Source organism: Streptomyces sp. NPDC051578 (genome assembly GCF_044454045.1).
GTDB lineage: Bacteria > Actinomycetota > Actinomycetes > Streptomycetales > Streptomycetaceae > Streptomyces.
Map to the genome: position 1 here is coordinate 16,652 of NZ_JBITDH010000005.1, position 11,307 is coordinate 27,958.

At 74.2% G+C, this 11,307-nt stretch carries 10 protein-coding genes, 1 pseudogene and 1 riboswitch; of the genes and pseudogenes, 6 read left to right on the forward strand and 5 right to left on the reverse strand.

All coding sequences use genetic code 11. From position 1 onward, the window contains the following. Positions 1-65: 65 nt before the first annotated feature. Entirely contained in the window at positions 66-674 is a 609-nt protein-coding gene (locus tag ACIA6C_RS21735) for a DedA family protein (RefSeq protein ID WP_399278060.1), read from the reverse strand. After that, a complete protein-coding gene (locus tag ACIA6C_RS21740) occupies positions 671-1,447 on the reverse strand; it encodes an MBL fold metallo-hydrolase (RefSeq protein WP_399278062.1) in 777 nt (258 codons plus the stop codon). Before ACIA6C_RS21740 ends, ACIA6C_RS21735 begins: the two co-directional genes overlap by 4 nt. Positions 1,448-1,582: 135 nt before the next feature. Between ACIA6C_RS21740 and ACIA6C_RS21745 the strand changes: the two genes are divergently transcribed. The 3 genes from ACIA6C_RS21745 to ACIA6C_RS21755 all read left to right on the forward strand — a co-directional run bounded on the left by ACIA6C_RS21745 (position 1,583) and on the right by ACIA6C_RS21755 (position 5,654). Further along, on the forward strand, positions 1,583-1,987 hold the full coding sequence (locus ACIA6C_RS21745; RefSeq protein WP_361132888.1) for a hypothetical protein: 405 nt from the start codon (positions 1,583-1,585) through the stop codon (positions 1,985-1,987). Between the two features lie 77 nt (positions 1,988-2,064). Next, complete coding sequence (locus tag ACIA6C_RS21750; RefSeq protein WP_399278064.1) at positions 2,065-4,176, forward strand: phage holin family protein; 2,112 nt, start codon at positions 2,065-2,067, stop codon at positions 4,174-4,176. A gap of 74 nt (positions 4,177-4,250) precedes the next feature. Further along, positions 4,251-5,654 carry an amino acid permease gene (locus ACIA6C_RS21755; protein WP_399278066.1) on the forward strand — a complete coding sequence of 468 codons (1,404 nt, stop codon included), beginning with the start codon at positions 4,251-4,253 and terminating at the stop codon, positions 5,652-5,654. Between the two features lie 72 nt (positions 5,655-5,726). On the opposite strand, the gene ACIA6C_RS21760 is transcribed toward ACIA6C_RS21755, so the two are convergent. Together ACIA6C_RS21760 and ACIA6C_RS21765 are read right to left on the reverse strand one after the other, a co-directional pair. Beyond that, positions 5,727-7,310 (reverse strand): RNA polymerase sigma factor, encoded by a 1,584-nt coding sequence (locus ACIA6C_RS21760; protein WP_361132879.1) that lies wholly within the window; start codon positions 7,308-7,310, stop codon positions 5,727-5,729. 223 nt (positions 7,311-7,533) lie between these two features. Beyond that, positions 7,534-8,295, reverse strand: a complete 762-nt coding sequence (locus tag ACIA6C_RS21765) for a methyltransferase domain-containing protein (protein WP_399278068.1) — start codon at positions 8,293-8,295, stop codon at positions 7,534-7,536. A gap of 82 nt (positions 8,296-8,377) precedes the next feature. After that, a riboswitch (ZMP/ZTP riboswitch) is annotated at positions 8,378-8,476 on the forward strand. A 34-nt stretch (positions 8,477-8,510) separates the two neighbouring features. Here ACIA6C_RS21765 and ACIA6C_RS21770 point away from each other — a divergent pair. Further along, complete coding sequence (locus ACIA6C_RS21770) at positions 8,511-9,401, forward strand: bifunctional 5,10-methylenetetrahydrofolate dehydrogenase/5,10-methenyltetrahydrofolate cyclohydrolase (RefSeq protein ID WP_399278070.1); 891 nt, start codon at positions 8,511-8,513, stop codon at positions 9,399-9,401. A 39-nt stretch (positions 9,402-9,440) separates the two neighbouring features. On the opposite strand, the gene ACIA6C_RS21775 is transcribed toward ACIA6C_RS21770, so the two are convergent. Next, on the reverse strand, positions 9,441-10,235 hold the full coding sequence (locus tag ACIA6C_RS21775) for a helix-turn-helix domain-containing protein (protein ID WP_399278072.1): 795 nt from the start codon (positions 10,233-10,235) through the stop codon (positions 9,441-9,443). A 134-nt stretch (positions 10,236-10,369) separates the two neighbouring features. Here ACIA6C_RS21775 and ACIA6C_RS21780 point away from each other — a divergent pair, with 134 nt between their 5' ends. Further along, positions 10,370-10,675, forward strand: a complete 306-nt coding sequence (locus ACIA6C_RS21780) for a 4a-hydroxytetrahydrobiopterin dehydratase (RefSeq protein WP_399278074.1) — start codon at positions 10,370-10,372, stop codon at positions 10,673-10,675. A 23-nt stretch (positions 10,676-10,698) separates the two neighbouring features. Continuing rightward, positions 10,699-11,307: pseudogene (locus tag ACIA6C_RS21785) on the forward strand (class I SAM-dependent methyltransferase); the annotation flags it as partial.

Here is an 11,307-nt window from a genome sequence, read left to right on the forward strand (position 1 = left end):
CGAGCCGGCCCCGTGGGAGGGCGGAGACCGCCCGAGGCCCCGACCGTTCGGCCTGCCCCGCCCGTTCAGGGCGCCGGACGCAGCCGGCGCCACAGCGCCGGGGCCCCGCTGATCAGCAGCGTCACGCCCACCGCCACGGCCACGCCCTTCCACGGCTGCGAGAACAGCGACCCGCCCAGTACCCCGATCAGTCCGTACGTGCCCGCCCACGCCAGGCACGCCGGCCCGTCGCCCCGCGCGAACCGCCGCAGCGGCAGCCCCGCCAGCAGGCACGCCAGCATCACCGGGATCCGCCCCGCCGGGACCAGCCGCGAGACGACCAGGACCAGCACCCCGTGCTCGTCCAGCCTGCGCTGCGCCTGCGCCAGCCGCTCCGGCGTGGCCCGGCCCCGCAGCCGCTCCAGCCACCGCGAACCACCCCGTGAGCGCACTCCGCTGCGCCCGAGCCAGTACAGCGCGAGGTCCCCGAGGAAGGCGGCGAGCGAGGCCACCGCGAACACCAGTAACAGCCCGAAGGGGAAAGCCCGCTGATGGAACGCCACCACCGCCGCCGAACTCACCAGCGCCCCGGTCGGGATCACCGGCACCAGAGCCCCCAGCGCCACCAGCACGAACAACGCCGGGTAGCCCACGGCCTGCTGGGTGCCCTGCGCCGCGTCCTGCCACAGGGTCACGGCAGCCGCACCCGGTCACCGTGTGCGAGGGCCCGTACCGTCACCTTCGGGGCGAGCCGGGCCGCGAGGCGTACGAACTCGCCCCCCGGGGCGTGGAATTCGTGCGGCCGGACGGCATCCATGCCGATAGGCCAGTACGTCCCGTAGTGCACCGGAACCGCCGCCGCGGGCGCCAGTTCCGCCAGTGCCCGCGCCGCCCGGCCCGCGTCCAGGTGCCCCGGCCCCAGATACGGCCCCCAGCCGCCCACCGGCAGCAGCGCCACGTCCACCGGCCCGACCTCCTCGGCCATCGTGTCGAACGGCCCGGTGTCCCCCGCGAAGTACGTCCGCGCCGAGCCCTGCACCACGTACCCGAGCGCCGGTGCCCGCTGCGGCCCGAACGGCACCCGCCGGCCGTCGTGCCGCGCGCTGACCGCCCGCACGCGCAGCCCGCCGGCCACCGTGACCTCGTCGCCCGGCGCCACCCCCGTCACCGCCAGCCCGCGCACTCGCGCGAGCCGGGCCAGTCCCGGTACGGCCCCCATCGCCCCGCGCGGCACCAGCAGCCGGGTGCCGGGCGCGAGCCGGGCCAGCGAGGGCAGGTGCAGGTGGTCGGCGTGCAGGTGCGAGACCAGCACCACCTCCGCGTCGGCCGCCTCGGGCGGCGGCAGCGCCCCGCGCCTCCTGCGCAAGTGCGCGAGCCGACGCGCGAACAGCGGGTCCGTCAGCACCCGGACGCCGGAGTCCGCCACCGTGCAGGTGGCATGCCCCCACCAGGTGATCTCCACCGCCACGTGGCTCTCCCTCCTCGTCCCCCGAGGGTAAGGGCACTCCCGTGATCCGCGGGGGCGCACGACGTCAGAAGCCCGCCCAACCGTGACCGATCGCCCCCTCCTCCCCGGACGGCGACCGGAGTATGGTCTCGCGCCATGGATGCGCTGCGCGTGGCCGCGATCGCCAGCCTGGCCCCGCTCGAAGAACTCGACGCCGATCCCTTCGCCGTGGACACCCGCGGCCAGCACGCCATGTGCGCGCGCTGGGCCGCCGAACACGGGTACGTCGTGACACGGCACCTGCTGGTCTACGGTCTGCGCGCCGACCACTGCGGCCTCTGGCGCGACATCGACGCCGGACAGGTCGACCTGTTCGTCACCGCCAACCGCCGGGTCCTGGCCCGTGCGCTGCGCTCCGTCGAGGAGTTCACCGCCGAATGCGAGCGGCGCGGCGTCCGGCTGGAGACCGCGGGCCAGGACGAGCCGACGTACACCTCCGCCATGAAGGCCGAGGTGCACCGCAGGCTCTCCATGCCGACCGCCGGCTACGACGGGACGTAGGACCGGATCCGAGTGTCGCTCCCGTACGCCCCCTCCCGTGCGACGCTGGCAGGGGAGACCGGGAACGGGGGTGCGGCGTGGGGCGACGGCGGTGGCGCACGGCGGGCAGTGCGCTGGTGCGGGTGATCCTGGTGTGGGCGGTGTCCACGCTCACCATGCTCGTCCTCGCGGGCGTCCTGCCGGACTTCCGCCTCCAGGCGGCGGGTCCCGGCGGCGACAGCCTGACCCGGATCGGCCTGACGGCCGCGTGGGGAGCGGGGGCCTTCGGTCTGCTGAGCGCGCTGGTGTGGCCGCTGCTGGTACGGGCCCTGCTGCTGGTGCCCGCACTGGTGCTCGGTCTGCTCGTCTTCTTCCTCAACGGCTCGCTGCTGCTGATCGCGATCGGCCTGATCCCCGACGGCCACGGCGAGGTGGCCCCCGAGACGGCGGTGGTCGTCGCCGCGGCGATGTCCGCGGTGGCGTCGGCCACCTCCACCGCGCTCGCCGTACGGGACGACGAGGCGTACCGCCGCAGGCTCTACCGGCTCGCCGACCGGCGCCGCCGGCGCGGTCCCGGCGCCCGGGCACGTGGCGCGGACCGCCCGGCGCCCGGCCTGGTCTTCCTCCAGCTGGACGGGGTCGGCCACGAGGAACTGCGCCGGGCGCTGGAGCGCGGTCTGATGCCGACGGCGGCCGGCCTGCTGGCGCGGGGCCACCGCGTCATGCCCTGGCGCACCGACTGGTCCAGCCAGACCGGCGCCAGTCAGCTCGGCATCCTGCACGGCTCCGCCTTCGACGTGCCGGCCTTCCGCTGGTACGAGAAGGACACCGGCGAGGTGATGGTCTGCAACCGCCCCGCGAGCGCCGCCGAACTCCAGCGCCGCGCCATCGCCCGCACCGGCGACGGGGGCCTGCTCACCCTCGACGGCGCCAGCCGCGGCAACCTGTTCAGCGGGGGCGCCGACCAGCTCGCGCTGGTGCTCTCCCTCTCCGCCCGGCGCGGGCGCGCCAACCGCTCCCGCGCGGGCTACTTCGCGTACTTCTCGGACCCGGCCAACGCCGTGCGCACCGCCGTCTCCTTCGTCGCCGAGGTGGGCCGGGAGATCGGCCAGTCGCTGCGCGCCCGGGCGCGCAGCCAGAGCCCGCGCGTCGGCCGCGGGGGCCTGTACCCGCTGATCCGGGCCTTCGCGACCGTCGTCGAACGGGACGTGGTCGTCGCGGCGGTCATCGGGGACATGCTCGCGGGGCGGGCCGCCGTCTACGCGGACCTGGTGGCCTACGACGAGGTCGCCCACCACTGCGGCCCGCACGGCCCGGACACCGATCAGGTGCTGGCCCGCCTGGACCGCAGCCTCGCGCTGATCACCCGGGTCGCCGAGCACGCCCCCCGCGCCTACCGGATCGTGCTGCTCTCGGACCACGGCCAGAGCCCGGGGGAGACCTTCCTCGGCCGGTACGGGCTCACCTTGAAGGACCTGGTCCGGGCGGGCTGCGGGCTGCCGGTGTCCCGCCGGGCCGGTCGCACCCGCAGCGGCGCCGAGGCCCGGGCGGCGGTGCTCGCCGCCTTGCACCGGCCGGTGGAGGAGGGGGAGGAGGAGTACCCGGCGACGGGTTCCGACCCGGTGGTCCTGGCATCGGGCAACCTCGGGCTGATCTCCTTCCCGGACGTTCCGGGGCGGGCGGGCCGGGCCTGGATCGAGCGGGCCCACCCCGCCCTGCTGCCCACCCTGGCCAACCATCCGGGGGTCGGCTTCCTGCTCGTGGACGGCGAGGTGCTGGGCCCGGGCGGTGCGACGGCCAGGCTGGACCGGCCTGGTGAGGCGGAGGCGCTGCTGGCGGGGTTCGGCCCGGGCGCGGCGGAGGCCGTCCGCCGCACGGACTCCTTCCCGCACGTGGCCGACATCATGGTCAACTCGGCGTGCGACCCGCGGACCGGGACGGTGCACGCCTTCGAAGAGCAGATCGGTTCGCACGGCGGCCTCGGCGGGGAGCAGGGGCACGCGTTCTTGATGTGGCCGCCGGAGCTGTCGGATCCGGGACCCGCGCTGGTGGGCGCGGAAGCCGTGCACCACGTCCTGCGGCGCTGGCTGCGGGAGGCGGACGGGCCGCAGGTGCCGGTCGGGGCGCCGGCGCAGGATTCCCGGCCGGAGGCCGCCCCGAGCGGAATCCTTCCGTCCGCAGGGGTGCCCGTACAGGACGAAAACCGCTGATTTGTCGCGGCTTTTGGTGTGCACGACGATATGCCGACCCGTCCAGCATATGAAACACCTGAGGCGCACCACCCGTGAGCACCACCCTGCACGCCCCGGACCCTGCCCCGCAGACCACCCCCGGCCCCGTCCCGGCGAGCACCCCCGCCGGGCGCGCGGCCGGACCGCACGCCCGCCGCTTCGGTCTGCCGATCGCGACCTGCCTGGTCATGGGCAACATCATCGGCGGCGGCATCTTCCTGCTGCCGGCCTCGGTGGCCCCCTTCGGCACGATCAGCCTCGTCGCCTTCGGCGTGCTCACCCTCGGCGCGATCGCCCTCGCCCTGGTCTTCGGCCGGCTCGCCGAGCGGCACCCGCAGACCGGCGGCCCCTACGTCTACGCCCGCGCCGCCTTCGGCGACTTCGCCGGGTTCCTCGCCGCCTGGAGCTACTGGATCACCACCTGGGTCTCGAACGCGGCCCTCGCCGTGGCCGCCGTCGGCTACCTCCGCGTGCTCTTCCCGGCGCTCGGCGACCACACGTGGTCCATGTGCCTGGGCGCCCTCGCCGTGCAGTGGCTGCCGGCGCTGGCGAACCTGGCCGGCACCCGTTACGTGGGAGCCGTCCAACTCATCTCGACCGTACTCAAGTTCGCCCCGCTCCTGCTGGTGGCCGTCGGCGGCCTGTTCGCCTTCGACCCGGCGAACCTCGGCCCCTTCCGGGCCACCGGCCAGAGCCCCGTCGGCGCGGTCTCCGCCTCCGCCGCGATCCTGCTGTTCAGCTACCTCGGCGTCGAGTCCGCCGCCGTCAGCGCCGGCGAGGTCCGGGACCCGGCCCGCAACGTCGGCCGGGCCACCGTGCTCGGCACCGCCGGCGCGGCCGTCGTCTACCTGCTGGGCACCCTCTCCGTCTTCGGGCTGGTCGCGCACGACCGGCTCGTCGCCTCCCAGGCGCCGTTCTCCGACGCCGTCGACGCCCTGTTCGGCGGCACCTGGGGCGGCACGCTCGTCGCATGCGCCGCCGTGATCTCCATGGTCGGCGCCCTCAACGGCTGGACGCTGCTCAGCGCGCAGACCCCGTACGCGGCCGCCCGGGACGGGCTCTTCCCCAAGGTCTTCGAGACCAAGCGGCGCGGGGTCCCGGTGGCCGGCGTCCTCGTGACCTCGGCCCTGGCCTCCGGCCTGACCGTCTACAACTACACGGCCGGCGGCGACGGCGTGTTCGAGGTGCTGGTGCTGGTCACCACCTTCACGGCGACCGTCCCCTACCTGCTGTCCACCGCCGCGCAGGTCTACTTCCTGGCCTCCGGGCAGCGCGGCCGGGTCCGGCGCGGCCGGCTGGTCCGCGACGCGGCCCTGGCCTGCCTGGCCTTCGCCTTCTCCATGTGGCTGGTCGCGGGCTCCGGCTACGCGGCCGTCTACCAGGGCGTCCTGTTCCTCTTCGCGGGCGTCTTCTGCTACGCCGTGATGGCCGCGCGCAGGGCCCGTACGACGGCCTGAGCGGTGACACGGAAAACCGGCCCGGGCCCCGTTGCGTACGGGGCCCGGGCCGGTCTTCGTGAGCCGGTCCGATCAGTCCAGGTAGTCGCGCAGGACCTGGGAACGGGACGGGTGGCGCAGCTTCGACATGGTCTTGGACTCGATCTGGCGGATGCGCTCACGGGTGACCCCGTACACGCGGCCGATCTCGTCCAGCGTCTTCGGCTGGCCGTCGTTGAGGCCGTAGCGCATGGAGACGACGCCCGCCTCACGCTCGGAGAGCGTGCCCAGGATCGACTGGAGCTGCTCCTGGAGGAAGGTGAACGACACCGCGTCGGCCGGGACCACGGCCTCGGAGTCCTCGATGAGGTCACCGAACTCGCTGTCGCCCTCCTCACCCAGCGGGGTGTGCAGGGAGATCGGCTCGCGGCCGTACTTCTGGACCTCGATGACCTTCTCGGGGGTCATGTCGAGTTCCTTGCCCAGCTCCTCCGGAGTGGGCTCGCGGCCGAGGTCCTGGAGCATCTGGCGCTGGACCCGGGCCAGCTTGTTGATGATCTCGACCATGTGCACGGGGATGCGGATGGTGCGGGACTGGTCGGCCATGGCGCGGGTGATCGCCTGCCGGATCCACCAGGTCGCGTACGTGGAGAACTTGAAGCCCTTGGTGTAGTCGAACTTCTCCACGGCGCGGATCAGGCCGACGTTGCCCTCCTGGATCAGGTCCAGGAAGAGCATGCCGCGGCCGGTGTAGCGCTTGGCGAGCGAGACCACGAGGCGGAGGTTGGCCTCCAGCAGGTGGTTCTTGGCCCGGCGGCCGTCCTCGACCAGGATCTCCAGCTCGCGCTTGAACGCGGGCTTGTGGTCGTCCTCCTCCTCGAGCTTGTACTCGGAGAACAGACCCGCCTCGATGCGCTTGGCGAGCTCGACCTCCTGCTCGGCGTTGAGGAGCGGCACCTTGCCGATCAGCTTGAGGTAGTCCTTGACGGGGTCGGCGGTGGCGCCGGCCACCATGACCGTCTGCGCCGGGGCGTCGTCCTCGTCGTCATCGGAAAGCACGAAGCCCTGGGTGCCGCCGGCCTTGGGGGCCTCTTCCTCGACCTCGTCGGCGAGGTCCTCGGCCGCCCAGTCCTCGCCCTCGACGACCGGGGTCTCGGCCTCGTCGGAGTCCTTTGCGCCGGTCTTCTTCGCCGCGGCCGTCTTCTTCGTGGCCGTGGCCTTCTTGGCGGCGGTCTTCTTGACCACGCGCTTCTTGGGCTCGGCGGCGGCCTCGGCCGTCACCTCGTCCTCGGCGGCGGCCTGCGGAGCGGATATCGCCGCCGCGGCGGCGGGGGCGGTGGCCGACGCCTTGCGCGCGCCGATGGGGCGCGGCGCGGCCGTCGCCTTCTTGGTCACGGTGCGGGCCGGCGCGGCCGCCGCCTTGCGGGGCTTCTTGACGGCGGCCTTCGTGGCGGGCGCCGCGCTGACGTGCAGCGCGACACCCTCCTCGTCCAGGACCTGGTTCAGGCTGCGCAGGACCCGCTTCCACTGGTCCACCGGGATGCGGCCGGCCTCGAAGGCCTGACGCACATCGTCACCGTTGATGTGACCCTGCTCGCGGCCGCGCTCGACGAGCGCGACGAGGGCCTCCGATTCGGCGATCTCCGGAGGGAACGTACGGGACGGGCTGAGCGACACAAGGAGCCTCTCGTTGCGAACAATTAAGGGTGGGCGGGACATCATCGCGCGAACTCGGGAAACAGACCCGAGGGGGCTCTGTATTCCGGGCTGCGCGAGGACACCTGTCGGTTCATCGCACGCCCGAGTCGATTCGTTACGCGCTGAATTGAGTGACCTGCGCCACGCTGTGGCCGCGCAACCCGATGCGGCCCTGATCCGTCCGCCCTCCTCCGCCCCCTCCTCAGTCCGATTTGCGGGCTTCGATGAGGAAACGGGCGGTGTGTGCGACGAACGGGCCCTCACGCTCGATCCGTTCGTGCAGTTCGCGCAGCCGGTCGCGGTAGTGCCCGACCGTGAAGCCCGGCACCATCCAGATCACCTTCCTCAAGAAGTAGACCACGGCGCCGATGTCGCGGAACTCCGTGCGCAGCCGCTCGGAGCGCAGGTCCACGACCTCCAGGCCGGCGGCCGCCGCCCCCGCGAGGGCGTCGTCGGGGTGCCGGGCGCGCCGCACCTCCTGCGGCTGCGGCCCGAGGAAGTACTCCACGAGCTCGAAGACGCTGGCCGGACCGACCTGCTGCGAGAGGTACGTGCCGCCCGGGGTCAGCACGCGGGCGATCTCGTCCCACCACACGGTCACCGGGTGCCGGCTGCTGACCAGCTCGAAGGCCTCGTCGCCGAACGGCAGCGGCGGCTCGTCGGCGTCCGCGACCACGACCGCGCCCAGCGGGTGCAGCAGCCGGGTGGCCCGGGCCACGTTCGGCGGCCAGGACTCGGTGGCCGCCGTCAGCCGGGGCAGCGGCCCGGCGCCCGCGAGCACCTCCCCGCCGCCGGTCTGGATGTCCAGGGCGGACCGGGCGGCCGCCAGCCGTTCGCCCAGCATCCTCTGGTACCCCCAGGAGGGCCGCTGCTCGGTGGCCCGGCCGTCGAGCCAGGAGAAGTCCCAGCCGTCCACCGGGACGGAGCCGGCCTCGCCGACCAGATCGTCGAAAGTGCGCTTCATGTCCGGATCCTCCCAGCTCGCGCCGGTGTGATCCATCGGATTGCCCGCGCAGCCCGCCCTGCCCGGCGGTCGACTACAGTGGGCGGCGGGCCGTGACTGGCGTTCGGGTGGATCACCACCGGGGAGCGGCCCGGCGTACCCGCATCCCGTACGTCGACTGCCGCGCGCCTGGGCGAACCGCGACCGCGAACCGCAGCGACGCCCAGGAGACCCCCATGACGACCGCCCAGACCCGCACCCCCGACCGGACCGCCCGGCTGATGGACGGCACCGCCCTCGCCCGCCGCATCTCGGAGCAGACCGCCGCCCACGCCGCCAAGCTCACCGAGCGCACCGGCACCGCCCCTTGCCTTGCGACCGTGCTGGTCGGTGAGGACCCGGCGTCCGTCACCTACGTACGCATGAAGCAGAACCGCTGCGCCAAGGCCGGGATCACCTCCCGCCACGTGGAGCTGCCCGCCTCGACCACCACCGCGGAACTCGTCGCCGCGCTCACCGAGCTCTCCGAGGACCCGCAGATCAGCGGCATCCTGCTCCAGCACCCGGTCCCGCACCACATCGACGAGCGCGCCGCCTTCGAGGCCATCGCCCCCGGCAAGGACGTCGACGGCGTCACCATGCACTCCTTCGCCGCCATGGGCTTCGGCCTCCCCGGCTTCGTCTCCTGCACGCCCGGCGGCATCATGCGGCTGCTGGAGGCCTACGACGTCGACCTCACCGGCAAGCACGCCGTCGTGGTCGGCCGCAGCGCGATCCTGGGCAAGCCCGCCGGGATGCTCCTGCTGGAGCGGAATGCCACCGTCACCTACTGCCACTCGCGCACCGTGGACCTGCCCTCGATCGTGCGCCAGGCGGACGTGCTGGTCGCCGCCGTCGGCAAGGCGGAGTTCATCCGGGGCGAGGACATCAAGCCGGGCGCGGTCGTCCTGGACGCCGGGTACAACGAGGGCAACGTCGGCGACGTCCACTTCGAGTCGGCCGCCGCCCGCGCCTCGCTGATCACCCCGGTGCCCGGCGGCGTCGGCCCGATGACCATCGCCGTCCTGCTGGAGCAGACCGTCCGGGCGGCCGCCGCCCAGGCCGGCCTCGACCTCGCGGAGCTCTGAGCCGCGCCGGTACCGGCGGCTCGCCCTGCGCCCGGGTGCTCAGGGGGCCATCGAGCGCAGGTATTTCGCCGTCGCCGGGTCGGCCGGGAGGAGGGTCTCGACGGCCAGCTCGGCGACGGTCACGTCCATCGGCGTGTTGAAGGTGGAGATCGTCGACACGAAGGACAGGACGTGTCCCTCGTGCTCGATCAGCAGCGGCAGCGCGAAGTACGCGCTCTCCTGCGCCGGTCCGGCCCCACCCGGCCCCCCGCGCTCCACCACCGGGTACGCCGACACCTCCTCGTACAGCGCGCGCAGCGCCTCCGAGCGGGCCGGCGCGATCTGCCGTTCCATCTGCGCCAGCAGGTGCCCGCGCCACTCGCGGAGGTTGCGGATCCGCGGGGCGAGCCCCTCCGGGTGCAGGGTGAGCCGCATCGCGTTCAGCGGGGGCTCCAGCAGGTGCTCCGCGACGCCCCCCAGCAGCATCGTGATGCCCCGGTTCGCCGCGACCACCTGGTACGTCGCGTCCACCACCAGCGCCGGATACGGCTCGTACGCGCTCAGCAGCCGCTCCAGCCCCTCGCGCAGGACGCCCAGCTCCGGGGCGTCCAGCGGGGTGCAGGCGTACCGGGGCGCGACACCGGCCGCCACCAGCAGTACGTTGCGTTCCCGCACCGGTACGCCCAGGTGCTCCGCCAGCCGCAGCACCATCTCCTCGCTGGGCCGGGACCGGCCGTTCTCCACGAAGCTGATGTGCCGGGAGGAGGAACCCGCGCGCCCCGCCAGTTCCAGCTGACTGATCCCGCGCCGTTCCCGCCACGTACGCAGCAGCGCGCCCACACCCGCAGAGGTCATGGCCCGACGTTAGCCGGAAGGCCGGAAGAAACGGCACCGGCCGGTGCGCGGGGCTCTTCCCGACGGCGCGTGCTGTGGGAACCTTGACACCGCGTCAGGCAGTCGGGCCGACCGGATCGTGAAGGAGCGTGTGGATGTCGGGCGAGCCGCTTTCCCAGAAGGAGATCGAGGACCGGCTGCGGGAACTCCCCGGCTGGGCCTTCGAGGACGACCGGATCCAGCGCACGTACCGGCTGGGCAGCCACCTCGCGGCGAGTGCGCTCGTCGCCCACATCGCCGTCGTGCAGGACGAGTTGAACCACCACTCCGACCTCACGCTCGGCTACAACACGGTCCGCGTGGCGGTGAACACCCACAGCGCGGGCGACGCGGTCACCGAGACCGACCTCGCCCTCGCCGAGCGAGTGGAGGCGCTGGCCCCCGCCCACGGGGCCCGCTGATGCCGGTGCCGGGCCCGGCACCGCTGGTCGGCTGCGACGCGGAGGCCGACGCCTACGACGCCTCCCGCGGCGGCGCCCGCGCGCCGAGGCGGCGGCCGCCGCCGTCCTCGGCCTGTTGCCGCCCACCGCGCGCACCCTCCTGGACGTGGGATGCGGAACCGGCGTCGTCACCACCCGGCTGACCCGCCCCGGCCTTCGGGTCCTGGGCGCCGACGCCTCGTACGGGACGGCCGCGACCGCCGCGCGGCGCGGGGTCCCCGTCGTGCTCGCCCGCGCGGGCCGGCTGCCCCTCCCGGCAGCCTCGCTGGACGCGGTGAGCGCGGTGTGGCTGCTGCACCTGCTGCGGGAACCGGGTGCGGTGGCGGCCGTGGTCGCCGAGGCCGGACGGGTGCTGCGTCCCGGCGGGGTCTTCCTGGCCACCGTCGGCAAGGACGCGGCGCGCGACGTGGGCAGCGACATCGACGAGGTGGTCGCCCCCCACCTGATGACGGACGGCCCCCCGGGCGCGGGGGGGGGGGGGGCCGCCCCCCCCCCCCCCGCCGGGGGGGGGCCCCCCCCGCCCGGGGGGGGGGCGGGGCCGGGGGGGGGGCGGCCCCCCCCCCCCCCGCCCCCCCCCCCGGCCGCCCGGCGGG

Bases quoted from the DNA above. Each gene is read 5' to 3' on its own strand.
- ACIA6C_RS21775 (WP_399278072.1), bottom strand. From the start codon at position 10,235: ATGACCTCTGCGGGTGTGGGCGCGCTGCTGCGTACGTGGCGGGAACGG.
- ACIA6C_RS21745 (WP_361132888.1), top strand. From the start codon at position 1,583: ATGGATGCGCTGCGCGTGGCCGCGATCGCCAGCCTGGCCCCGCTCGAA.
- ACIA6C_RS21765 (WP_399278068.1), bottom strand. From the start codon at position 8,295: ATGAAGCGCACTTTCGACGATCTGGTCGGCGAGGCCGGCTCCGTCCCG.
- ACIA6C_RS21780 (WP_399278074.1), top strand. From the start codon at position 10,370: ATGTCGGGCGAGCCGCTTTCCCAGAAGGAGATCGAGGACCGGCTGCGG.
- ACIA6C_RS21770 (WP_399278070.1), top strand. From the start codon at position 8,511: ATGACGACCGCCCAGACCCGCACCCCCGACCGGACCGCCCGGCTGATG.